Source organism: Saliphagus infecundisoli, assembly GCF_020177375.1.
Taxonomy (GTDB): domain Archaea; phylum Halobacteriota; class Halobacteria; order Halobacteriales; family Natrialbaceae; genus Saliphagus; species Saliphagus infecundisoli.
In genome coordinates this window covers 38580-61503 of the sequence record NZ_JAIWHV010000016.1, presented here as the reverse complement: position 1 = coordinate 61503, position 22924 = coordinate 38580, and the positions used below count along the sequence as shown (strand labels likewise).

General features: G+C 53.9%; 23 protein-coding genes. 6 read left to right on the top strand and 17 right to left on the bottom strand.

The features are described 5' to 3' along the window. Positions 1–66 precede the first annotated feature (66 nt). Positions 67–1716 (bottom strand): cation:proton antiporter, encoded by a 1650-nt coding sequence (locus LCF40_RS15875; RefSeq protein WP_224829210.1) that lies wholly within the window; start codon positions 1714–1716, stop codon positions 67–69. After that, entirely contained in the window at positions 1709–3448 is a 1740-nt protein-coding gene (locus LCF40_RS15870; RefSeq protein ID WP_380683632.1) for a cation:proton antiporter, read from the bottom strand. Before LCF40_RS15870 ends, LCF40_RS15875 begins: the two co-directional genes overlap by 8 nt. Positions 3449–4381: 933 nt before the next feature. Between LCF40_RS15870 and LCF40_RS15865 the strand changes: the two genes are divergently transcribed. Then, on the top strand, positions 4382–4864 hold the full coding sequence (locus LCF40_RS15865; RefSeq protein WP_224829209.1) for a cation:proton antiporter regulatory subunit: 483 nt from the start codon (positions 4382–4384) through the stop codon (positions 4862–4864). A 124-nt stretch (positions 4865–4988) separates the two neighbouring features. Continuing rightward, complete coding sequence (locus tag LCF40_RS15860) at positions 4989–5213, top strand: hypothetical protein (RefSeq protein WP_224829208.1); 225 nt, start codon at positions 4989–4991, stop codon at positions 5211–5213. A 289-nt stretch (positions 5214–5502) separates the two neighbouring features. Here LCF40_RS15860 and LCF40_RS15855 read toward each other — a convergent pair whose 3' ends face one another. The 6 genes from LCF40_RS15855 to LCF40_RS15830 form a co-directional block, all read right to left on the bottom strand. Beyond that, positions 5503–6591, bottom strand: coding sequence for a mechanosensitive ion channel family protein (locus LCF40_RS15855; protein ID WP_224829207.1), 1089 nt, complete (start codon positions 6589–6591; stop codon positions 5503–5505). Between the two features lie 362 nt (positions 6592–6953). Beyond that, on the bottom strand, positions 6954–7235 hold the full coding sequence (locus tag LCF40_RS15850; RefSeq protein WP_224829206.1) for a helix-turn-helix transcriptional regulator: 282 nt from the start codon (positions 7233–7235) through the stop codon (positions 6954–6956). Positions 7236–7375: 140 nt separating this feature from the next. Next, on the bottom strand, positions 7376–9475 hold the full coding sequence (locus tag LCF40_RS15845) for a type B DNA-directed DNA polymerase (protein WP_224829205.1): 2100 nt from the start codon (positions 9473–9475) through the stop codon (positions 7376–7378). Between the two features lie 7 nt (positions 9476–9482). Then, positions 9483–9770 carry a DUF8156 family protein gene (locus LCF40_RS15840; RefSeq protein WP_224829204.1) on the bottom strand — a complete coding sequence of 96 codons (288 nt, stop codon included), beginning with the start codon at positions 9768–9770 and terminating at the stop codon, positions 9483–9485. Beyond that, positions 9757–10467, bottom strand: coding sequence for a P-loop NTPase family protein (locus LCF40_RS15835; protein ID WP_224829203.1), 711 nt, complete (start codon positions 10465–10467; stop codon positions 9757–9759). Before LCF40_RS15835 ends, LCF40_RS15840 begins: the two co-directional genes overlap by 14 nt. A gap of 112 nt (positions 10468–10579) precedes the next feature. Further along, a complete protein-coding gene (locus LCF40_RS15830) occupies positions 10580–11608 on the bottom strand; it encodes a Cdc6/Cdc18 family protein (protein ID WP_224829202.1) in 1029 nt (342 codons plus the stop codon). Positions 11609–11930: 322 nt separating this feature from the next. On the opposite strand from LCF40_RS15830, the gene LCF40_RS15825 reads away from it, so the two are divergent. Then, complete coding sequence (locus LCF40_RS15825; protein ID WP_224829201.1) at positions 11931–12119, top strand: hypothetical protein; 189 nt, start codon at positions 11931–11933, stop codon at positions 12117–12119. Positions 12120–12395: 276 nt separating this feature from the next. Here LCF40_RS15825 and LCF40_RS15820 read toward each other — a convergent pair whose 3' ends face one another. From LCF40_RS15820 to LCF40_RS15795, 6 genes are all read right to left on the bottom strand, one after another. Then, entirely contained in the window at positions 12396–12803 is a 408-nt protein-coding gene (locus LCF40_RS15820) for a Fic family protein (RefSeq protein ID WP_224829200.1), read from the bottom strand. A 199-nt stretch (positions 12804–13002) separates the two neighbouring features. Further along, positions 13003–13485, bottom strand: a complete 483-nt coding sequence (locus tag LCF40_RS15815) for a hypothetical protein (protein WP_224829199.1) — start codon at positions 13483–13485, stop codon at positions 13003–13005. Between the two features lie 189 nt (positions 13486–13674). Beyond that, positions 13675–15048 carry a DUF790 family protein gene (locus LCF40_RS15810; protein ID WP_224829198.1) on the bottom strand — a complete coding sequence of 458 codons (1374 nt, stop codon included), beginning with the start codon at positions 15046–15048 and terminating at the stop codon, positions 13675–13677. Then, positions 15035–16468 carry a DEAD/DEAH box helicase gene (locus LCF40_RS15805; RefSeq protein WP_224829197.1) on the bottom strand — a complete coding sequence of 478 codons (1434 nt, stop codon included), beginning with the start codon at positions 16466–16468 and terminating at the stop codon, positions 15035–15037. Before LCF40_RS15805 ends, LCF40_RS15810 begins: the two co-directional genes overlap by 14 nt. A gap of 145 nt (positions 16469–16613) precedes the next feature. After that, on the bottom strand, positions 16614–16946 hold the full coding sequence (locus LCF40_RS15800; RefSeq protein WP_224829196.1) for a type II toxin-antitoxin system PemK/MazF family toxin: 333 nt from the start codon (positions 16944–16946) through the stop codon (positions 16614–16616). After that, entirely contained in the window at positions 16947–17282 is a 336-nt protein-coding gene (locus LCF40_RS15795; protein WP_224829195.1) for a DeoR family transcriptional regulator, read from the bottom strand. Positions 17283–17485: 203 nt separating this feature from the next. Here LCF40_RS15795 and LCF40_RS15790 point away from each other — a divergent pair, with 203 nt between their 5' ends. Both LCF40_RS15790 and LCF40_RS15785 read left to right on the top strand, forming a co-directional pair. Beyond that, positions 17486–17782, top strand: a complete 297-nt coding sequence (locus LCF40_RS15790; protein ID WP_224829194.1) for a hypothetical protein — start codon at positions 17486–17488, stop codon at positions 17780–17782. Between the two features lie 584 nt (positions 17783–18366). Continuing rightward, on the top strand, positions 18367–19620 hold the full coding sequence (locus LCF40_RS15785) for an orc1/cdc6 family replication initiation protein (RefSeq protein WP_224829193.1): 1254 nt from the start codon (positions 18367–18369) through the stop codon (positions 19618–19620). 60 nt (positions 19621–19680) lie between these two features. Here LCF40_RS15785 and LCF40_RS15780 read toward each other — a convergent pair whose 3' ends face one another. Beyond that, positions 19681–19956: a PadR family transcriptional regulator gene (locus LCF40_RS15780; RefSeq protein ID WP_224829192.1), complete on the bottom strand. Its 276-nt coding sequence runs from the start codon at positions 19954–19956 to the stop codon at positions 19681–19683. 258 nt (positions 19957–20214) lie between these two features. Next, on the bottom strand, positions 20215–20997 hold the full coding sequence (locus tag LCF40_RS15775; protein WP_224829191.1) for a helix-turn-helix transcriptional regulator: 783 nt from the start codon (positions 20995–20997) through the stop codon (positions 20215–20217). 225 nt (positions 20998–21222) lie between these two features. Between LCF40_RS15775 and LCF40_RS15770 the strand changes: the two genes are divergently transcribed. After that, positions 21223–21885, top strand: coding sequence for an NAD-dependent epimerase/dehydratase family protein (locus LCF40_RS15770; protein WP_224829190.1), 663 nt, complete (start codon positions 21223–21225; stop codon positions 21883–21885). 181 nt (positions 21886–22066) lie between these two features. Here LCF40_RS15770 and LCF40_RS15765 read toward each other — a convergent pair whose 3' ends face one another. Beyond that, positions 22067–22360, bottom strand: coding sequence for a MarR family transcriptional regulator (locus LCF40_RS15765; protein ID WP_224829189.1), 294 nt, complete (start codon positions 22358–22360; stop codon positions 22067–22069). Positions 22361–22924 lie beyond the last annotated feature (564 nt).

Genomic DNA, 22924 nt, shown 5'->3' with positions numbered 1-22924 from the left:
ATATCCGTCAGTTAGGTGGTTGGACTCGGATTTATCGTGAATCGAGCCCCGGTTCACTACAGGCGGTCATCGAAATTCAAACTCCTCATGGAGTCGATGTTTGTTCTGTGAGCGCCACTCTTCGAGAGAGACATCGTCGGTAAGTACCGTTTGGACCTTCTCTAAGAGCTGTTCCGAGGCGAGGAAGTCGGGAACAATAACATAGTCTGCACCAGCTTCTAACAGTTCATCTGCTTCGTCGATACGGTCCGATCGAAGGATGACGTCTGCTTTCGCCTCTAACTCGAGAATCCGAGTAGAAACTCGAGAGTCAGGCACTGTCGAGAGAATCAATCGCGCATCATCAGCATTCGCTCGCTGCCACGTCTCTTCGATTACCGCATCGCCGAAAATGTGGTTCTCGTGGGTTGTAGCCAATTCGTGACGAACAGGATCGTGGTCGATTACGACTATAGGTTGATCTTCATCGTTACAGATCCGCGCAGCAAGCGTCCCGAGTCGTCCGTATCCGACGATGATAACATGGTCCTGTAGGGATGGGTCGACGGAACTTCGGCTGTTCAGCTTGGAGTGGGTTGATTCCAATGGGAGGATTCGCCTCAGAGACCGATAGAGCGGTTCACTGAACTGGCGAGTTGCTGTCGACGTGATCATCGTCAGTGCTGCAACGAGGATGATCGCCTCGAAGACGTCCGGCTGAATTCGCTCGAGAATCAACGCCTGGATGGCGATGATGAGGGCGAATTCACTCACTTGGTCAAGCCCAAAGCTCGTTAGCGATGCCGTCCTGGTTTCGTATCCTTGGTAGAGTAGTGCAAAGATCGTCACGAGGGGCTTGAGGACAACGATGACGAGGGATAGAACACCCGCAAGGAGCAACGCTCGCGGCGTAGGGATGGTGATCAGACTCCCGATCGTGACGAAGAAGATTGCCGCGAAGAAGTCGTCGAACGATTCAAGACCTGCTTCGAGCGCTAATTTGTTCGGGAATTCTTGCGTGATCGCCAACCCGGCAGCGAACGCTCCGATGACGATCGAGATGCCGGTCAACTCCGCAAGGCTGATGAATCCGAGAAGCAGCGCGACACCGGTTAGAATGATGAGTTCGTCGGAGTCTCCCGATAGCGAGACGAGAATATCGAACAGATACACTCGAACGAGCACGGCGACGAGGAGGATGACGACGCCGTACCCGAGTTTAAGCGCGATCCCGTCAGGTGTAAAGACGTCTGCACTCAACGTAAGGATGAGCACGACTGCGAATAGATCCTGTGCGAAGTGAATTGACGAGATGAGACGCCCTTGTACGAGATTGCGCCGAATGTCGTGAGCGGCCAGTTCGCGACCGACGAGTGATGAACTGAGCGCAGCTGCACTTGCGAAGTACACGGCATTCAGCGCATCGAGTCCGACTACGAGTCCAAGACCAAAGACCAGCGTCCCGATTAACAGAATTTGGAGAGCTGCGACATGCTCGCTGTCGCGTGCAACCGCCCGAAATCGTCCTGGTTCAACGTCAACACCGAACGTGAACACAAGGAACGCGATTCCCCATTGAGCGAGTTCCAGGGTCGTCCCTTGAGGAATAAATGGGGCGAGGACTAGTCCGACAACGATATAGACCGGTACTGCGGGGATTCCCACTCTGATCGCAACTATCAGGAACAGAGCAGCGCCAATGAAAATCGCAGCGAGGGGTGCCAGGAGTTCAACCATCGAACTCACCCCGGATCCAACGGAGATGCCCGATATCGCTGTCTACCACCGACCAGAACTCTGCCGGGTCGTTGAAATACCGATGCAGGTGGTCAGCCAATTTCTCACTCGTGAGCGCGGTACTGAGGATAACATAGTGAGCACCACGGTCGTACAAATTCGCTGCATCCGTAACCGACTCGGCCTCGGCAAAGACGACCGTCTGGTCCCCGACTTCCTCAAGGACTATCTGATTGATGTCGGATTCGACCGTCGAACTCAACACGAACGCTGCTCGCTTGAGGCCAGCGCCACTTCGAATTTCACCATGTTTGAAATCACCGTAGATGTACTCGTAATCCGCGGACTGGTGGATCTCAGCGTGCGCTGGATTCCGATCAACGACGACAACGTCACCAAAGTGTTCTTGGAGTGTCGGTAATGCAGCACGAATGATCTCGTCATAGCCGACAACGACGGCATGATCCTGATAGACATGGAGATCGACGTCACGCTTCTCTTCACTTTCGAAGCGCGCGAGGTAGGGTTTGACGCGTTCATAAATCTCGTAGTTGTAGTTAATGAGGTACGTTGAGAGACTCATCGTGACGATCGCCATCAGGCTGAGATACCCCAGAATCGATGCGTCGATGAAGCCCTGGGTAACCGCTAACGCGCCGACGACGAGTGAGAACTCGCTGACCTGGGCCATATTAAGGCTCCCGATGAACGATGTTTCTGGTGTGAACCGTTCGCGGTCTATGAGATAGAAGATTATCAGGAAGTTCCCGATCATGAGCGCAGCTGATGCGATTAATGCCTCTACCCAGTACGCCAGCAAGTTATCCGCAGCGAGCTGGAGGCCGATACTGGTAAAGAACACGACCATGAAGAAATCGGTAATCGGACGGATTCGCTCCGTGAGCTCACTCGTATACGGTACCTGTGCGAGACTTAACCCTGCGAGAAATGCCCCGACTTCGAGAGAGAGATCGAGCTGTTCGGTTCCAAGGATGAAGACGAACGCCCATGCGATGCCGACAATGAAAAACGCTCGTCTATCGTCAGCAACGGCCTTGAACAGCGACGGAAGGAGATATCGTGCAGAGAGATACGAGACAATCCCAATCCCACTCATCAACAAGAGTATCGTTCCAACACTGACGGCGATTTCCTGAGGATTCGAGAGCGAATCAGCACTGAGAACAGCAAGGAGAATGACTAGATAAATGTCCTGAATGATGAGGACTCCGACGTCGATCTTTCCTGGAAGCGTCGCCAGTTCATCCTTATCGGAAAGTAATTTCACGATGATTGGTGTCGCCCCAAAGACAGTCGCTAACGCGATAATCGTCGTTTCCAGTAGCGTGAAGCCCAATGCAAACGCAACGACAAAGGCGAGTGCTGTCTGAAGAACTGTCTGCCAGATGGCGATATTGACGATAGGTCGGAGGATCTCGCGGATGTCATCAATACGCATTTTCATCCCGATGAGAAAGAGGAGAAATCCGAGCCCGAGTTCGCTCATCAACACGACGAGTTCCGACTGGGAGACGACGTCAAGGAAAACCGGTCCGAGAACGAGTCCGGTGAAAATGTACGCGACAATTGTCGGCTGGCCTGTCAATCGGGCGATGTAGCTCAGTAACACCGCCGTGATGATGATCACTGCAAAATCTGATGCAAAGGGGAGTGATCCAGTTTGCAGAAGCCCCAACATAGACGGCACCTTCCTTCCAACATCAAAGAGCATACCGATTTGAAAGACTGATCTGCCTCTTCACTGGGTCAGGCTCTTCACTGGGTCAGGTGATGGTGGAAGAGATTGCGTTCCGGTATCTGCTCACGACGAAGCACACGAAATCTCGGTTATCTACTGATTGAGGAGTATCCATAAACGATGATGATCCCAAGAACGACTTATCCGAATAATTTTGAATAAGCGAACAACAAATTTCTAATTGTGAATGAAAGTAAAAATACGAGGAGCGCAAGAGTCGCATATTGAGTATAGTCGAATATCCACAATCCTATCGATAGAAATAGTGTAAGCAATACGTACGGATTGAGGTTGTATACTAACAGTTCTCTTAGCCTCTCATTATTCTCCTGCCGATTCATTGGATCCAAGCCATCCATTCTGATGAGACGACATGTCTAGGTGGACCACTCTGTCCTACAGCGTCCATATCTACCCGGTCCTCACTTGGTGGGGGTTGAATTTCCTGTTTCTGTGATCGATCCTTCAGGAAAAGGTCCCACGATGATTCCAAACTCCGCAGGCGATTTCCCTTTTCAGGTGATTTGGAGTGCCCTATCTCTGTTTGATCGACACTCGGGCGCAACCAACGATGAACATTCATTGTCACATTTGATCCTCGTCGGGACGTGGCACACATCTCAAAACACTCCTTAACCAGGTGGATAAAGGAGGTCGCTTCATACCGAAGCAAGATGCTTAAGTGTTATATTTGCTCTCTTCTTGTACCTTTGGCGATCGTTGAGGATTGACCTTGCTATCCCAATTCATTGTTAAATCATCCCCGTCGCGTCCGATATTCTATTTTATTGGGCATAGAATGATCCAATACGACATTTTCATACGTGTGAATAAAATAATAGTTATGTATCATTTTGAGGATGGCATCGTCCGAACAATAATGACGCTCCTCGATCCACTATAGATATGAGAGTTTTCGAGACACAACTCCCTGGTGTCGGACAGCGGTATCAGATTACGTTCTCTGATGGGGGAGTATTCACAATTGTTATCCACAATGATGGATCACGACAAGTGTTTTGGCGAGATGATCCGGACGACGATGGCAAGGAACTGTTCACGACGACCGAACGGGACGCACAGAAACTGGCAGAGATCTTCGAAGGTGTCTTTTTCGATCCAGTCGCTGATGATCTTGACGACGCGCTCTCAGGCGCTCGTATTAAATGGGTGGCCATTCCGGGTGATTCACCCGTTGTCGGACAGACAATTAGTGACCTGGATATCCGAGCCCGGACGGGAATCTCTATTCTCGCCGTCGAACGCGGTGACCAAACGATAGCAAATCCGGAGTCGAGCACGGAATTACTAGCCGATGACATTCTCGTTATCGTCGGCGATGACGATGCGCACCAGGCCCTTGACACGCTGCTCTCGAAATCCGGATAATCGAGGTGTAAAATCTCGTCTTCTTGAAGAATCATCGGGCATCGAGATCAAGATTTCATGAAGATTTTGGTTGAGACTCCTTACGAATTTAAACCCGCACCACAAACATTGTCATGGAGGACGAATGGAGGAAGTAACTGGAACAAAACTCTATGAGTACACGACTGAGGTGATCGTCGAAGTCATGGGTATCGATAGTGGAGGCGACTTTGCTGTCGCCTCATATCAATTTTCATATGATAATGGCGAGGGGATCGTCCGCGCAAAAACCAATCTAGAGTCAGCACACAAACCCCACGTGGAATCCGCTCTTGAAGACGCTGGATATACCCTTAAACAAACTGAATAGAGTTTGGATCTCTATGAATGTCTCATAGAATTCGCCTCACACGCTCTATTCAGCAATTATACGGTCGTCATTTCTTGCCTGACTCAGTTAGCCTCAGGAGTTGAGGGCTCTATTCGGGACACACCTTGTGAATGATATCTGTAGAGGACTGTTATATGATATGCTCTCTCTGTGAGACTCTCTCGACAGCAAGCGTTTCACATTTTTTCAGACGGATTATTTAGCGATTATTGTTCTGATCATCGCACAGGGCAGCTAGAGTCAACTCCCTCGCCCTGAATGTCTTCGGTCACTCTTCGTATTGTTCTCCTCGGAGAGTCTCGTTCATCCGTTCGCCATCCTCGGAGAGGTAACTAATTTCCCGTTGTGGGAACGGGATGTCGATACCGGCCTCGTTGAATCGCTCGTATACGCGCCGATTGATGTGATCGGTCGCACGTGGTTCACTAAATGGATGCCCGACATACGCCCACAGTTCAAAGAGAAGAGCTGAGTCACCGAATTCCTGGAACATCACCTGAGGGTCCGGGCTCTCCAAAATGAGTGGAATGTCCTCACAGAGGTCAAGCAGGATCGCTTCAACCTCCTCGTGATCGGTTCCATAGGCGACGGCGATCGGGACTCTGATTCGTTTCCGATGTTTCGGCGCGGATTCGTTGATTACAGATGCCGAGTTGAGAACCGAGTTCGGAATCGTAATGAGGATGTCATCCCGTGTGAGAATCGTTGTACTCCTGATTCCGATATCGGTGACCGCGCCACGTCGTCCGTCCTCGAGCACGATGACGTCACCTGTCTTGTAGGTATTATCGAAATAAAGGGAGATACCGCCAATCAAGTTCCCGATGGCTTCCTGCGCGGCCAGCCCTAAAACGATGGTGAGCACACCAGCGGAGGCCAAAATTGGAGTGATATCGATCTCCCAAATGACGAGCAGAACGCTACCAGTGATGAGGACGAGAAAAATGGTCCAGAAGTTCTTGAAAACTGGTGAGAACTCGTAATCGCTGTCGGCTGCATTGACGACTTCAATCCACTCAGCACCGATCCGGACGAGTGCCCGCATCCATAGGATAATGACCAATGATGTGAGGAAGTTAACCAGATAAGGAGTTGAGGAAAGACTTTCGAGGACGATCAAACTCAGCAGGATTCCACCGGTGATGATTGACACATGCAGCGGGATCCGCATCTCGTCGATGAATGCTTGGCTAATCGACAATTCTGACCAGCGTGTGGATCGGTTGAGAAGGTAAGCCCCACCCCATTCAAGCACCCAAGAGAGAAGCACCGACCCGAGAAGGATCCCCACAACGAGTGCCCAGGGTTGGTCACTCAGTGGAATACTGAATTCGGGGAGTGAGCCTACGTCGATCATACTAATGCCGTAGAGAGGTGCTGATAGCCAGCAAGGTGAAACGGGTAGTAGTCACCACTGCGGGGAGCGACATCAATCTTGATATCCCTATTCAAACGACTCTGATTGTGATGTATGCGGGTCGGCTCCGTGCAGACTCAGTACCTCATCTTTGGTAACGCTGCTAACCGCCCAACCTGTCATCGAAGAACGTCGAGATAATCGCTTTCGGTCAAACCATCCAATCCTATAGAGAACCTGAAATCAGGTCTGGGTCAGGCGGTGCTCTTGGGCCTTGTGCAACGCTCCTTTGAAATTGGGGATTTCTGTTGCACAAGGCCAGATATGAGTTGTATCCTGAGCAGAGGAGGAGGACGGATTCGTTAGAGGAGGTCCTCGACGTACTGGGATTCCCAGTTGCGTCGATCTTCGATTTCACGCCGTCCGCGACGAGTGACCGAATAGACGTTCGTTCGGCGGTCTTTCTCGCCTTTCTCGAGAAGTCCCTTGTCGACGATCGTATCGAGGTTCGGATACAGGCGTCCGTGGTGGATTTCGACTTCGTAGTAGTTCTCGAGTTCGTCCTTGATCGCCAGACCATGGGGTTCGTCCAATCCAGCCGCAACGTACAGGAGGTCCCGCTGGAAGCCGGTCAAGTCGTACATGCCGATCTCTAAGACCCAATTCAAGTTAACTGTTCGGAAGTATACCTATGAATTCTGTGAACCGACCGAATAGGGACCACGCCCTCTGTGGCGTTCGTTAGCTCTCTTTGGAAGCTATCCAATCCTAAAGAGAACTCGTATCAGTAGTTTTGGAGAGAGCCATTGATGTGATCAGCGAGGTATCGGTCAATTCGATCACGGCGCCAGCCAAGCGAGGCACAGACCGTCTCCGTGGCATCGATCAGCATCTCCGCGTAGAAGTCCTGATCATAGCGATCGAGGTCCTCGTATTCCAGTTGGACCCGCTCTCGAGAGTTCTTTTCGTCGTCGACGACCACATACGAGACGTCCTGGCCTGGTTGGGGATTGAATCCTGCCTCCGTCGCCCGTTCCAGCGCAGCGACCGTCCGCGTTGATTGCTGATAGTCACCTAATCGCTTCGAGGCTCGGTTCGTGATGAGCAAGTCCGTTGGATCGACCGCCCCGGAGCGAAGTTCGCCTAGCGCTTGCTGAAGGTGTGAACAGACCGCTTCGGGTGTTCGCTGGGCGTCGAGCGTCCGAATGAATTCCTGTTGCATCGAGGCAATCCACTCGGGCGTACTTCGCTGTCGGCACGCAATCCCCCGATACTTGTACTCCCCGTCGCTCCGTTTCCCGAAATACTTCGTGAGGGCACCTTCGTCGCTATCCGCAAGCGGGACGAACGCCACCCAGTCGAACTCGGATTCGTACTCCAAGCGGATACCGACCTCCTCGGAAATGTCACGAGCCAGATCTTCCAGTGGCGTCTGTGACTCACCTTCAATCGGTGTGACCCAGATACTATCGACGATGCCGTGGAGGAGTCGCCACCCGTGTTGCTCGAAGACCGCCTTCGTATCGAGCAGGATCTCGCGAGCGTAGGCGTTGATCGCCTCGTGGCACTCGATGCGCCCGAATTTGGCGTTACTGAAGCCCTGATAACCGAAACACGAGACCAAGATCCACTTGATCGCACTCGAGCGACTCCGGAGTTGGGCTTCGCGAGCTTCATCATCGGTCTCCGCGATCTCGGCTTTGATCTCGTCACGATCGTCGATCAACGGTTGGAGAACATCAGGGAGATAGCCTGGCTCGTCACAGATCGCATACTCGAGCCCGGGGACGTCCTTCCGATCACGGTGGCACTCACATCGGATCGTCTCCGGGCTGATATTATAGGTACAGATGATGTTGGGATACAAGCTTGAGAAGTCGAGTTCGTGCACGTCTTCGTGGAAGCCGACTTCCGGTGAGAACGTATAGCCGCCGCGATCGGCGTCATGCAACGTTCGCATCGATTTGAAGAACTCGTGGCGCCACGATTTCCAGGGGACCAGCACATCCCTCTCGCGAGCTTCACGGATCTGAATCGCCGTGAGCACGTTACCGATCGACGCCCACGAGAGTTCCTGGAGGGGCTTTCGCGACCGCGAGACGAGGTCGAGACAGCCGTCGAGGCCCGATTGGTCGTAGAAAAACGTATTCGACCGATCGATGATCGCCCTGCCGGGAACGTTGTACCGTGCGGGCGAGTGGCCCGTATTTCCGTAGCTCTCGTAGGTCGATCGACCAGCGAGGCGCTGCCAGCCAGGTACCCGTCCCCACTGAAAATCAACGTTGGACTCACCAGCACTCGCGCTGAGTGTCGGGATCAGATCCGCCGAGGACAGCACCAAGACATCAGGATCAACGGTTTCGAGGCGGTTTTGAACGGTCTGGAGGATCGCCTCCGGTGAACCTGAGAACGATTCTCCATCGATCGTGAGTTCGGTAATCGGCGGCTCCGCTAGCTGTGGGGGTTCGACGTCGACCTTGAGCGTCGAGAGCTCTGAGGCCGGCGTCGGATCGACACCGGTCTCGAGACAGTAGCGAAACTCTCGCGAGAAGTCGACGTTGAAACAGCGGTAGGCACCAGGCTGTCCCCGATCGCGAATGAACGAGGCGACGGTCCGGACAGCGTCGATCCGATCGACGTCGATCCGAAGGACGTCTTCGTGATCGTGGCGAAAGCCCGGTCGCCACTGCTCGAGAGCCATTTCTATAACAGCGGGATGATGCTCGAGATTCCCGCGAAGAGTCGCGAGTGTCGCCTCCGAGTCTGCGTCGGCGCTCGCGTATAGAGAAGGTGTGTAGTCGTCGTGGATCGTGTACGAGGCACCGTCTGCGTCGGTTGTCCACGAGTAGACGGTCCCATCGATATAGTCGATTTTGAACGGCATGGAGCGGTTACCTCTCAATCCCGTCGCTCTCGGGATCGACTGTTTCCTCGAGTGTCTCAAGTCGGCTGTCGAATTCCTCGAGTTGTGCTTCCTGTTCGAGGGCGATCGAAACGAGGAGTGCGTACATCGGCTCTGGGTGGTTCAAGTAGCCGCTCGCATCCGCATGGCTTCGTGCGTACTCGAAGAGGCGATCGAACTGGTTTTGTTCATCACGGCGGAGTCCCCGCCGATAGTCGGTCCACTGATTTTCGAGCGCCCGTAGCGTGTCTCGATACGTCGCGTTAGTTCGCCCCATCGACGACCACCTCCGGACTGGATGGGGCGACAGGTCCAGAGGCCTGCTCGTAGAGCAGCTCGCGAGCGTCGAGGATCCGATGCCAGAACGCGAGCGTCGTCTGGAGCTGGCCGTGTGAGGCTGGATAGACGAGCGTCTCGAACTCGTCGGCGACGAATCGGGGCCCCTGCGTCGTTGACTGGCATTCGATCGTCGTCGCAGCACTCGCCTCGACCGGCGCCGCGAACTCGTCATCGCGACTCCGAGTCACGAGAATTGGGATATCGTGTTCACGGCCACACCGAGCGAGCATCGCGAGCACCCGAACGAGCAGTGCTTCGCCTTCGTCGAGACGGAGATCGTTCTCCCGGTAGAACCTATCTACTGCGGGAACGACGAGCAGTGTAGTCTCTTCGTCGATTTCGCGGCGGAGCTCATCGATGAGCGTGTAGTGTTGGAACGGGGTGAATCCACGTGCCACCTGTATCCGGTCGAGGACCCGGGGATCGGGCGCGATCCGCGCGAGTGGCTGGGTCGTCGCATGCCCTCCGGTATCGACCCAGTAGGCCGAGCCCTGGCTCGTGAGGACCTGATCGACGACGAGGGTATGCAGCGGGCCTCTCGGCTCGCCATCGACCTCGAGGAGTTGCAGTCCCGATCCAAGCGAGGGGAGTTCGGGGATTGGGTTCGATCGATTCGACCGTATGTGATCGGACATCTCACTCCAGCAATCACGAGGAGTTCCGATAAGCGCCGGCGTGGCGTTTCCGGCGGTTCCGAAACGCTCTCTGGAGGTTCACAGATCGCCGTTCAGTCTGGCGTTTCTGGGGTTAGGAACCAGCGTTTCCGAAATCGGTTTCCGAAACCCGATAGACGCGACTGCGTTTCTGGCCGTCAGCCTCGATGATGTTGTAGTGTTCCATCTTCGAGAGGTAGTTGCGAAGCATCCGACGAGACTTCGGTGCCTCACGTTGAGCCTCATAGGCCTCATAGAGGGCCCCTGGCGTGATCTCACCGTGATCAGCGATGATTTCATAGAGGAGTTGCTGATCTTCGATGAGCTGATCGATCGTTTTCCGGTGGAGCTCCGTCCGTGCTTTGGGGATTGCCTCGTCAATATCTTCGCTTGAAAGTTGGGTCGCACCGTCGCGGGATGCCTGGCGGACGGCCGTCCGCAGGATGCCAATCGCGACCCGTGCATCGCCGGCGGCCGCGTCAGCCACCTGTTCGAGATGGGTTCGGTCGAGTGTCTCGTCGTTGAGCCCACGCTGGACGCGTTGTTCGAGGATGCTCACGAGTTCGTCCATGCCGTACCGCTCGAACTCGACACACTCGCTCCCACGGAGCCGACTGTAGAGGCGATCATCGAGACCCGAGAAGAGCTCCTGTTCGTCGTTCGCGATGAGAATCATCGAAAGATGGGGCAATGCATACAGGTCGTAGAGGACGTCCTGATCCTCAAGTTGATCGACCTCGTCGAGGATCACGACATAGGGGTGGGTATCCGCGTTCCGAAGGCGCTCGTAGAGTTCATCCCGAGGGGTGGACTGGCGGTGAATGTCTAGCGTCTGGTTGAGTTCGTCGAGAAGCCGATAGAGCACGCGATAGCTGTTGTAGTTGTGCCAGCAGTTGATGTAGGCCGTTTCGACATCGAACGTTGTTTCTCGAAGGTCCTCAAGGGCGTACTGGGCACAACAGGTTTTCCCGACACCCGTCGGTCCGAACAGGCAGGCAGTTTCGGAGGAATCATCGTGGAGGACTGGCTCGATGATCCCCGAGAGGCGGTTGAGTTCGGCATTCCGGTTCACGACGGTCTCGGGAACGAATTCGTCCTGGAAGACCCGAGCGTCGGTGATCACATCACGACCCGTTCAGCGGGAGGGGTGATAAACGGTGGCGGGTGATTTCCGAAACTTCCGAAAGTCCACGCGACCTCGAACATATGACGAGAACTCGCCGAGTCGCGATTGATCCCACTCTGGGGGCGGTGACGGAAGATTCGTCGTTTGTGGGTTGTCGATTCGTGTTACCCTCTCGTACGCAGAGACGTCGTCGTCAAGGTAGAGTTGACAGAGATTTTGATTTCATCGCTGTTAGAGGTGAATCTCGTGCTTGCTACAGGCTCTACGCGTATCGATCAGCACAAGAAGGATTATGGATCAACGACAAGAATGCTCGTGTATGTCTTCACTCGTGCAACAAGTGATTGATTTTTGGGGGACACGAACTGCACAGGCCATCGGAACGGTGGTTGTCCTCAGCATAAGTGCATATACTCTGGTGTACGATACCGGAATGTACGCTCTCATTAGTGGTATCGTTACCCTTGCTGTTGGACTGTTGATGTTGTATGATCTGCTTGCCGAGTAACCGTCGAAGTGCGTAACCTTTAGCGTCGGGGTGCTGACGGAGTGGAGACGTTCGCATCCATACTGAGCACAAGAATCAGTCTAGTCACTGTCGGAATTATCTGCTTAGTCCACATGGCAGACGGTGACGGGGTCCAGTGAGCGTTAGTCGAGCGCGTCGAGAATCTCCCGGTCTTCCTCCATCAGCTTGCGGATACGCTTCCGGTACTCCTCGCGATCGTCGTCTTGGAGGTCCTGGCTCATGGTTACTTGCTCTCCGTTTGTGCTCGACGCGTATTCAATCTTCGCCACCCCGGGGGTATAGCCTATCTCGGTCAATCTCCCCCGTCTCGAGCCACTCGGCGATTTCCTCGGGATCGAATGCTCGGATTCGTTTCAATACTCGAACAGTCTCCCTCAGGTCGGCGGGCTCCTTGCCGTTCTCTGCAAGGTAGTCCCGAACGACCATCCACGATGTTCGCTTGTTGCCGTCCTCGAAGTAATGGGACGTAATGAGCTTCTTGAGTAGGTAACCCGCGCGAAGATACAGCCCATCATGCTCGTCGATTTCATCGAGAAGCCGCTCAATCTTGAGGCGTGGAGCGACCACGCGAGCGCCGGTGTGTGTGAGGTCGTAATCGTCTTCGATCTCATCATGCGCAGCGAGGACGTCCTCGGGATCGGGGAATTCCGGGGACTCTGTCATTCGTCGTCGAGTGTGGCCTGTAGCATCTTTACACTGCCTTTCATACTCTCGTGCTTTTCTTCGAGCCGCTGCTCAGCGTCTCGCTTCGTTTCAATATGTTGTAGGGATGCGGTCAGCACGCACCTCGAAGGAGCAACTGATGCGTTTCAATTCAACCGGTTCCTGACCGAATCTCGTGCTCGATACAGGTCTTCAGAGTTCATACCAGTCGTGTTTTGACTCCGTTGATGACGGTACCGAGGATGTAGGCGATGGTTCCCGAGATGACGGCAAAGAGCAGCCCAAATCGCACGCCGTATTCAAGTCCGCCAAGCAATTCAGTGCGTGCGGAGGTGTACCCGAACCCTAGCACTCTCGGATGCATGTAACGAGACGCCATCGTCGTCCATTCACCTGTGAAATAGCCGACAAGCGGCGGAAAGACAAACCACCAAATGGCAATGAGCCAGAGGGAACCAACGGTTGACCCAAGGCCTGCCCTGAATATTCCACCAAGGAATGCGATCCCGAGTACAACCACAATCCAGCCCCCACCGACGTCGAACAGCCCGACATCCAGTCCGAGAAAGAATGCCCCTGATGCAAGTCCCAGTAACCCGAGTACCGCGCCAACAAGGGCACGACGCGGGCGCTTATCACCGACAACCCACCGTCCAATTTGCCCGGTACTGACCGGCGCCATACTCTCAACTGAACTGCATAGCTGTTAACAGTTCGGCAGAAGGAGCGATCGATACGCACCTGCAGTGAGCAATCACTGCCTATCTTCGCCTTGTGCAACATTCTTTGATTGGTTCGCCAGTTTGTTGCACAAGGTCCGGATAACGATGTCTCTCGATGGCGAGAGGGGCCATATACTACAGCTGTCCCCTTAGATATCCATCTCCGTAGGAGCTGATGGCCCAGACTCTCGTGCATACGTCTCAGCCAGCTCAACCACGTCATAAACGTGAATACCAGTCTTGAACCACAGCACGCGATCAGCAGCACTTCCGAAGTCTCCGCTCGCGCAATCCAGTTGCTCAGAGACAGCGAGCACGAAGTTGTCAGCCTCCACTTGCCGAATCTTCTCCAGTTTCGACTCCAGGTACTCTGGGGTCCAGAAGCCGACGACCTCGAGAATCACCCGGCGACCGTCCGGATGCTCGATCGCGAAGTCGGGGATCATCACCTCTGCACCGAGGTCGAACACATCATCCTCGCGCATTAACTCCCAGTCAGTCGTCGCCCGCTCCCACTTCTGGGCGAGCGTTCGTTCGACGTCGCTATCGAAGTGCTCTCCCGCGCTGTAATGCGAATCCAGCCCGTCAGTATCGTCCAGCGTGAGTTCTCGAGTCTCGCCGAGTGCCTCGTCGATGAGGATCTCGGCGGTCATTTCCCACCGATCACAGAGCGGGAGTGCCGGGAGGAAGTTCGCCATTCGGATCCCGTACTTCTGGGATTGCGAAAACAACGATGCTGGGCCATCGAGCACGGCTTCGTACCCAACAGCCTGATCGGTACTCGCGACGCGCTCGCCCTCAGCGTCGATCGGATAGATCCGGTGCATCAGTCCGAACAGCTTCACGTAACTGAACACCGTCCCGAAGTGGTCCCACACGCGAATACGCATCTCCGTCGCATCGTAGAGCACTGCCTGGGCGAGCGCGAGATTATACCGAGTCAGCAACCAGTCAACCGTGAAATCCGTCCGTTCGTACTCCTCGTCGCTACTGCCCGTCAGCGCAGTCGTCGACATCGATGCCTCTGTATCCTCACCGCTCGCGTACTGCTCAGCCGTCCGCGTCCCGATACGGACGAGTCGTTTGTTGTCCTCGAGATCGGCATACATTCCCCGATAGCACTCTTCGAGCGAGATACCCAACTCGTCGGCGATCCCACTGTACATTTCCAGCTTTTGGGTGTCCTCGCCGAGCGTGGGCTGGCGAACGATCGGATACTGTTCGTTGGCTCTCTCGAATAGGTGCCGACGAATCTCTCGCGGATTGGCAGGGGCGACGACCTCAAACTCACACTCGTCTTTCAGGAGCTTCGCTAGGCCCTGAACGATCTTGTAATCGGTATCCGCGACGGTCAGTTCGTCGATCGCGTCCTCGAGATCGCCTTTCGGTTCGTCGAGATGCGCCTCGAACAACTGGATGAGCTCCCCGGCGGTCTGCCGGTAGCGATCGTCCTCGGGGCCGATGAATAGTGGTGTCACCTCCTCATCGGTCGTGCGCGAGCGAGCGAGATCAGCTGTCAGCACTGGTCGTCACCCCCTCACGGCGGCGTTGAGAGACGTACGTCTCCATCGTCTCCTCGGCGATGATCTCATAGAGGCGCGCCGGCTGGCGATCGTCCGTCGGTCGGAGAATGCGGCCGAGCCGCTGGGCGTATTGGCGTTTCGAGGCACTCCCCGAGAGGATGATCCCGACGTTCGCAGCGGGGACGTCGATTCCCTCATCGAGAACTTGTGAGGTCACCAGCATCGAGTACTCTCCAGTGCGGAATCGCTCGAGAATCTCCGTGCGTTCCTCGGTATCCGTCTGATGGGTGATGCAGGGAACGATGAACTCCTGGGAGATGTCGTAAGCGAAGTCGTTGTTGGCAGTGAAGATGATCGCGCGGTCATCGTGATGGCGCTTGATCAGGGTATCGAGCGTGTCGAGTTTCTTTTCGGCTGTACGGGCGAGCCGCTCGGCCCGTTGCTTCGCGACGAGTGCCCGCCGGCCCTGTGGATCGTAAGAGGTCCGCTTGAGGAACTCAGCGTACCCTTCCTCTTTCCAGAGGTCGAACTCGTGGCTGTCGACGTAGTCGCGATAGAGCTGGTACTCTTCGTCGTACTGCTCGCGTTCGTCGGCCGTCAACTCAACCGACATGTGGATCGTCTCATACTCGCTGAGATACTCGCCGGCGAGTTCGTCGACGTCCTCCTGGTAGACGATCGGCCCAATGAGATCCTCTAAGAGTTCGTGTTTGCCGTCGGGGCGCTCGTAGGTGGCGGTCAGTCCGAGGCGATACGGCGCGATCGTCATTTCGGGGATCTGCTGGTAGGTCGGTGCGGGGAGGTGGTGTTCCTCGTCGACGACGAGTAAGCCGAATTGGTCGCCGTATTCGTTGATGTAGCGGTAGGCGCTGTCGTAGGTGGTGACCGTGATCGCAGTGACGTCGTGAGAACCGCCACCGAGAACGCCGATCGGCTCTAAGAGTTGGTCGCCGAAGGCGTTCGTGAGCGTGGCATGCCACTGGTTCATTAGATCGATCGTTGGCGTCACAATGAGTGCGCTGACACCGGCGTCAGCGATCGCCTGGAGACCGAGGAAGGTTTTCCCGCTCCCCGTCGGAAGGACGACGCTCCCCTGACGTCCGTGGTCGATCCACGCATCGAGAGCGGCCTGCTGGTAGTCACGCGGTTCGATGTGGAGGGCGGGTGTGAGGTCAAGATCGGGATAGCCACGGGCAGCGTCCTCGATGGATTGCTCGAACCCCTGCTGAAGCGTTCGTTGCTCATCAGCAGCGGCTTCTTGTCCGTGGGAGTCATCCCACGTTCCAGCCCATTCGAGTAGCGCTCGATACCGATATGCTTGAGCACGATACTCATCGACGCGGTCATCCCACTCTGCATACGGAACCGTTTCGGGGGCTCCGCGAAGGAGGAGTGTGCCGTCGTCGAACTCGAGTTTCATCGCCTCTGTGAGTCCGTCATCGGGAGGTGGGGAATACCTTACTAGAGTTGCCGTGCTATATCCGAGATCGTCGACCTTCGCACTCGCATGCAACGAATTTTCGGTTCACGTTGACGCTCAAAATAGGGGTGGTTGACCATCTCAGTCAGTCTTTCGGCTCAATGAAGCCGTATGCGGCGTCCGCGACGTCGTCGAGAACTTCGTTCGACACGTGGGCGACCCGGCGGTCAATCTCGTCGTGGTCGAACTCGTGGACCGACCAGGGCTTGATAAACGATGGGAACGTATTGAGTCGACCTTCGGTAATATCATTAGCGTTCAACTGTACGGCTTCGGAAAACTCCGTGGTCGTCATTACAGCGAGGGTATAGTCCTCGCCGAAGTAGGGGCGGGTGTCATTTGAGACGACGAGAAACGGTCGGCGACCGCGTTTATACGGATCATCGACGATGACGACCGAGCCGTGAGCATACGCCATTCAGGCGTTTTCGCCGAGGTTCGGAAGCTCGTCGGACCAATCAGGATTCTCTCCGTAGTGATCGTCGCCGTGGCGTCGGCTGATCCTCGCCATTTTCCCCGAGTCCGGGACCCACCACACGACGGCACTCGCACCGATCTCTCGGCGTTCGATGTCACCACTGTCGTGTAACTCGGTGAGCTTGCGGCGGGCCGTCTCGCGGGAGCACTTGATCGCTTCGGCGACGTCGCCCACTGTGACGAACGGAGACTCAGCATCTCGCATTACGAGGAGGACGTCCTCTGGAGTTGTCGTCTCCACGTACTCCCCATTGTCAGAACGCTCCTTTCCAGCCATACTCTTGCTACGAAATTGAGGCACATGAACCTTGTGCCCCGGAGCTTATGGGAGGCATGAATCCATGTGATAGCGCGTGATGGTAGCAGGCCAATCCTCAGGCGTTGTATTAGGACCGCGAGCCCTCCCCAGCGGTGGAATGACAAGAAAGCATTATGAATAGTGGCTAGGCATACTTGTGCCCACAGGAAGAAGTACATAGTATGACAGGCGACGACGAAATTGTATATCAGCGTTCTTTTGAGGAACCACTCGACCTTCGTACTGGACTTGAATCGGCTGGTATCGAATTTCTTGACATCGACGAGGATCGGACGGTCGTCATCCATCAGCAAGCGATTTTCATAGTCACCGTAACAGAGGGTTCTACAACGACAGCCCAGGCAATCGATGTCGAACTGTGGGAACCCCCCGCGGATGGGCGTACTGATGATCATGAGACGATTCTCGCTGGATTTGTGGAAGAACTCCTTGCAACTGCTAATCGCTCGCATCATTAGCGAGCAGTCGGAATCAATTGGGAGCCTCGACAAAATGAGCGATTAGGAATTGCGGGGTTTGTAGAGACCACAGACACACCACCTGTTCAATCGTTTTCTTAGGTTAGAAGGTGTGAGGAACCCGAATAGAGGCCTTTAGTGGTTGGAGGCAGGAGACCAGTGCTGCAATCGTTTCATGCGGACCCACTGGGAGACACACACCACCCATTCAAACGTTTCATGGGTAGAAGAGGGGAGAGGAGATCCGGGAAACACACCCCCTGTTCAAACGTAACAGTCCAATAGAGGCCTCTACAAACAGGATATGGTGAGAAACTGCTGAATAAGCTGCAGAATTACAGGGGGGACACCACCCATTCAATCGTTTCTGCAACTGTTCCTAGTGCGGATCTTGTTGTGGCTATATTGCTATAAATCTAGGCCTTAGATAGAACCTTCTTCGTCGAATTTTGGCTGGGAAGGGGACTCTCGAGGGGAGAAACGTTTGAATGGGTGGTGTCTGTCTCCCACAACGATCGAAACGACTGCATCGTTTGCAACGATTGCACCCAAGCTTTATTACGCAGACTTTCAATTAGCATCGTATGGCACTCTTTGAGCGATCTGAGGAAGTCTTCGAGGAGGAAAATATCCTCCACGATGACTATCAGCCTCAATCGCTCGAAGAACGGGATGAGGAACTTGAGCAGTACACTGGATATCTCCAGCCCGTGATCAATGGTTCACAGCCTCGCAACCTCTTTTTGTACGGTAAAACGGGAGTCGGGAAGACAGCGACAACAAAATATCTGCTCCAACATCTAGAAGAAGATGCGAAAAAGTATGAAGATCTAACGATTCGGACAGTCTATCTCAACTGTGAGGATCTAACGAGCAGTTATCGTGTAGCTGTTTCCCTCGTCAATCAGCTCCGCGATTCAGAGAATCAAATAAGCCGGACGGGGTATCCACTAAACGCAGTCTACGAGAAGCTCTGGGATCGAATCGATGAGCTTGGCGGGACGATCCTCATTGTGCTCGACGAAGTCGACTACATCGGTGAGGACGACAGTATCCTCTATCAGCTTCCTCGTGCTCGAAGCAACGGGAAAATCGAACAGGCTCGCGTCGGAATCATCGGGATTAGTAACGACTTCAAGTTCCGGGAAAAGCTCGATCCCCGAGTCGAAGACACGCTCTGTGAACGCGAACTCCATTTCCCACCGTACGAAGCCGCTGATCTCCATAACATCCTCGAAAAACGGGCAACGCTAGCGTTCAAAGAGGGAGTGCTTGAGGGTGACGTCATTCCCCTCTGTGCAGCGTTTGCTGCCCAAGACAAAGGGAGTGCTCGCCAGAGTCTTGACCTCTTGCTTGAAGCTGGCGACCTCGCACGACGTCAAAGCGATCCGACTGTGACTGAAGACCACGTTCGGGATGCGAAACAACTTCTCGAAAAACAGCGCATCGAAGAGAGCATGAAAGAGCTCACCTCCCACGGGCACCTCACATTGTTAGCTGTTGTTGCATCTACCGTTGCCGAACCCGAATCTCTTCCACTACAGAAACAGGTACTGTACGATCAATACCAGGATCTTGCTCAAACTACCGATCGTGACCCGCTTGGGGGACGGGCATTCCACAATCATCTCGCTGAACTCTCGATGCTTGGGATTCTGGATCGAGCGAAGCAAAACGAAGGTCGAAGTGGTGGTATCTACTATGTCTATAAACTTGACGTCACGATCGATGCGGCCCTCTCCACACTCGAAAACCTCCATATGACCGGTAATCTTGATCTGGACTCGCTTCGAAAGAACGCTCGTGAGAGAGGATTAATGACGATCGACTCTCATTGAGAATTTGTCGATATCTGACCTCTGAGACCATCCTGATCAGCTGAATTGTAAATTCGATGCTCAGAGATCAATGTACTGACTCTCCCACTCGCGTCGCTCCTGAATCGCGTCTTCGCCTGCCTCCGTGATCGCATAGTAATTCGTTCGCCGATCGAGCTCGCCCTGTTCGACGAGCTCCTTGTTAACGACCGTATCGAGATTTGGATAGAGCCGTCCGTGATTGATCTCCCCATCGTAGTGGTCTTCAAGTTCCTCTTTGACGGATTGGCCCGAGGGCTGGTCGAATCCGTTGATGACGTACAGGAGGTCGCGTTGAAAGCCGGTGAGATCATGCATGAGGCTCTGATATCCTACTGACCAGGATATTGTTATGTGCAGTAAATACGCTGTCAGCGGCTCATACCTGTCTTTTAGACGGAGAATACCACTCGTACTACCGGCAGTATGGCCTTCACGAACTTGAAGCGAAGAGAGAGCCGCTAGAGATCACGTAGTTCACATTCGGTCTCATCGACGGTTCACCTCGCCATCGAAGCATCTCCTACTCGGAACATAGAGGCGGGAATCGGAGCCGGAATCGGGAACTACCGAGGATTAAGGTGGCTGCGTAATAGGCAAGCTCTGTTCACGGATTGACTCGAAAACCTGCTCTGTCCATTCGATGGCTTCCTCATCTGACCCATCCAACCCACTCTGTAGTTGTCCCTCATCGTCGAAGGCTGCGATCATTGCAGCGCTACGATCGAACAACGCGACCGAGATTCGCAAGTCCTCTGGATACACGTAAAGTGTGAAATTGTCAGAGTTCAGAGCTGCCTCAGTACCCTCCTGATAGCCAGATTGCATCGCTCCAAGGGTATCCTGACCTACGACGAGTTCCATTTCTGTCCCTGAGTCGAACATTTCTTTCGCGATTTGATTGTATCCCGGGCTTAGAACCGGTACGACTCCTGCGAATCGTCCCACCTCTGAGTCTGTTGCATCTCTGAACACTCGCATAGTCGCGTGCGGATCGCCCGGTGATGCTGTCGTTAATTTGAATTTCTCGGCTACTTCTTTCGGCATCTCAATATCTGACTCAAAATATTCAAAGAAACTTCTCTTACTGAGTATTGTCGAAAACGCTTCCTCGAACTCGTCATAGTGCTCAATGAGTGTAGTGCCGATGGGTGTAAGACGATACTCTCCGTTATCGTCAGTAACCCATCCACGGTCTTCCATTTCTTCGATCGCTCGATGAACCGTCGCGCGTGAGGCCTCACATCGACGTGTTAACTCCGATTTCCGCCCAGATTGTTGAGCCAATTCACGGAGCAAATCAATCCGATTTTCCGAAGAGGTCAGAAACTCAATGTGGTCTGCTGTATTGGTGGACATAGCAATTCTCTCCTAACCAACTTTCGAACCGTATCCATATAAATTTGATAGTTCTTTAGCATACAATTACTCTATAGAAAAATATCTTAATTATGTATCAACTAGGATATTAGTGGATCTAACCGGTGAATTACGATGGCGTACAAGACTAACCGATCCGCACCTGATGCCGACTGTCTATTGCGCGGCCGGAACTGATAGGATTCCAGCGTAAAATGAGACTTTATGGACCGACTCCTCGTCATCGGCGGAAGTGGATTCATCGGCCAAGAAATCTGCCGTTTTGCACTCGCGGCTGATTACGATGTGCGAAGCGTCTCTCGAGGTGGTCGTCCCGATGGAACAGCCGACTGGATTGACCAAGTTTCGTGGACCGTAGGCGACGTATTCAGCCCCCATCAATGGCGTGACCAACTTGACAGCTGCGATGCGGTCATTCACTCAATCGGAACACTTCACGAGTCTCCAGCGGATGGCAAGTCTTACGAGCGTTTCAATGGTGATTCAACGATTCTAACGGCACTCGAAGCCGAGCGTGCGGGCGTTGGCTCATTCGTGTTCATCTCGGCAAGTGCTGCACCTCCAACCGTTCGTGAGGAATACGTTTCGTCAAAGCGGCGGGCCGAACGCGCGATTAGTGATCTCGATCTTCAAACGACAACCCTCCGACCTGGCCCCATCTACGGGGAAGGTCAGCCCCACTTTTCAGAGGTTGTCAACGCAGGATTTCGCCTCCTCGATCAGATCAAACCCATTTCCAAACGCCTCGGTGTTGCTCGTCCACTCCCACTCTATCCCGTCGCCCGGGCCGCTTTGGCGGCTGCTGATCCAGATCGCGAGCTGCCGTCAGTGCTGAATATAGAAGCAATCGCAGCATATCGTATTTGAACTATATAGGTGATATTATTAAATTATTGACCCGTGATTTATAAGGGAGTGTTGCAAGGGGGTTCACAGTGTGGCGCCGGATACAACTATTACCATTGGATTCCAAGCCGGTGATGAATGAAATCGAGGTACAGCAACGACCCAATTGCGGTTTGCGGAGAGATAGATCAGTCTACACACTTCACTCGTTCTCAGGATCAAGAGCTTCGATCTCGTCCTGGGAGAGCTCTCCAGTTAGAAACTCTCGGCCAAGATCAGAGAGAGCATAGTGGCCGTTATCAAACTGCACTAACAGCTCCGAATCCCGAAGTGTTCGGAGTCGACGCCCCATATAGGACGGATGATACCCGAGGTTTGCCGCCAAAACTTTCGGGGACATCTCCAAATCATGCTCCTCAAAAAACCCCATTATCTCGTAATCGATTTTCGAGAACCACCCAACCTGCTTCATTATCTCTTCGATACAACGCCGCATGGAAAGACAATAGTGTATCCGATCTAGATAGATCTTATGCCCCGTTAGATATGAAAATAACTCCAGATAAAGACATAAGTAGGAAGGTGAACAAGAATATCGAAGCAAGCAAAATGCTATCGACAAACAGTTACGCAGGAAACGAGGGCGCTGATCGCTTGGAATCCATCAAGCGCCCTGTTTGCCGTTCAGAAGGAACGACATATGTTGCTACACGCTCATAAGGTAAGTTCGTTACTGCCATCGGTTGGCGATCGGCCGGCGAGCGGCGATACTCCGGAACCGGGAGCAGAGACTAGTCTCTTAGTTGGAACCTTGGTGGCTAGTGCCTGCTCCCGACGGAGGGCGTCGTTCGGCGGATCGATCCCTCTGAGAGGAACCGATCATAACCATCGTCGAGCACGACAGCACTCGCTCAACCGGAGTCTGACACTGGTGGCGAGCGCTGTCGGCCCTGATTACCATGACGCCACCAGAAACATCATCCCCGGCTAACAAAACCGTTGCCCCTCCGATAGACGACGAACAAAGCAACCGCTCAGAGAGCGAGCTGGACGAACCGAT

Excerpts from the sequence above, each read along its gene's own strand:
- LCF40_RS15875 (WP_224829210.1), bottom strand. The coding sequence starts at position 1,716 with ATGGTTGAACTCCTGGCACCCCTCGCTGCGATTTTCATTGGCGCTGCT.
- LCF40_RS15870 (WP_380683632.1), bottom strand. The coding sequence starts at position 3,448 with ATGCTCTTTGATGTTGGAAGGAAGGTGCCGTCTATGTTGGGGCTTCTG.
- LCF40_RS15865 (WP_224829209.1), top strand. The coding sequence starts at position 4,382 with ATGAGAGTTTTCGAGACACAACTCCCTGGTGTCGGACAGCGGTATCAG.
- LCF40_RS15860 (WP_224829208.1), top strand. The coding sequence starts at position 4,989 with ATGGAGGAAGTAACTGGAACAAAACTCTATGAGTACACGACTGAGGTG.
- LCF40_RS15855 (WP_224829207.1), bottom strand. The coding sequence starts at position 6,591 with ATGATCGACGTAGGCTCACTCCCCGAATTCAGTATTCCACTGAGTGAC.
- LCF40_RS15850 (WP_224829206.1), bottom strand. The coding sequence starts at position 7,235 with ATGTACGACTTGACCGGCTTCCAGCGGGACCTCCTGTACGTTGCGGCT.
- LCF40_RS15845 (WP_224829205.1), bottom strand. The coding sequence starts at position 9,475 with ATGCCGTTCAAAATCGACTATATCGATGGGACCGTCTACTCGTGGACA.
- LCF40_RS15840 (WP_224829204.1), bottom strand. The coding sequence starts at position 9,770 with ATGGGGCGAACTAACGCGACGTATCGAGACACGCTACGGGCGCTCGAA.
- LCF40_RS15835 (WP_224829203.1), bottom strand. The coding sequence starts at position 10,467 with ATGTCCGATCACATACGGTCGAATCGATCGAACCCAATCCCCGAACTC.
- LCF40_RS15825 (WP_224829201.1), top strand. The coding sequence starts at position 11,931 with ATGTCTTCACTCGTGCAACAAGTGATTGATTTTTGGGGGACACGAACT.
- LCF40_RS15820 (WP_224829200.1), bottom strand. The coding sequence starts at position 12,803 with ATGACAGAGTCCCCGGAATTCCCCGATCCCGAGGACGTCCTCGCTGCG.
- LCF40_RS15815 (WP_224829199.1), bottom strand. The coding sequence starts at position 13,485 with ATGGCGCCGGTCAGTACCGGGCAAATTGGACGGTGGGTTGTCGGTGAT.
- LCF40_RS15805 (WP_224829197.1), bottom strand. The coding sequence starts at position 16,468 with ATGAAACTCGAGTTCGACGACGGCACACTCCTCCTTCGCGGAGCCCCC.
- LCF40_RS15800 (WP_224829196.1), bottom strand. The coding sequence starts at position 16,946 with ATGGCGTATGCTCACGGCTCGGTCGTCATCGTCGATGATCCGTATAAA.
- LCF40_RS15795 (WP_224829195.1), bottom strand. The coding sequence starts at position 17,282 with ATGGCTGGAAAGGAGCGTTCTGACAATGGGGAGTACGTGGAGACGACA.
- LCF40_RS15790 (WP_224829194.1), top strand. The coding sequence starts at position 17,486 with ATGACAGGCGACGACGAAATTGTATATCAGCGTTCTTTTGAGGAACCA.
- LCF40_RS15785 (WP_224829193.1), top strand. The coding sequence starts at position 18,367 with ATGGCACTCTTTGAGCGATCTGAGGAAGTCTTCGAGGAGGAAAATATC.
- LCF40_RS15780 (WP_224829192.1), bottom strand. The coding sequence starts at position 19,956 with ATGCATGATCTCACCGGCTTTCAACGCGACCTCCTGTACGTCATCAAC.
- LCF40_RS15775 (WP_224829191.1), bottom strand. The coding sequence starts at position 20,997 with ATGTCCACCAATACAGCAGACCACATTGAGTTTCTGACCTCTTCGGAA.
- LCF40_RS15770 (WP_224829190.1), top strand. The coding sequence starts at position 21,223 with ATGGACCGACTCCTCGTCATCGGCGGAAGTGGATTCATCGGCCAAGAA.
- LCF40_RS15765 (WP_224829189.1), bottom strand. The coding sequence starts at position 22,360 with ATGCGGCGTTGTATCGAAGAGATAATGAAGCAGGTTGGGTGGTTCTCG.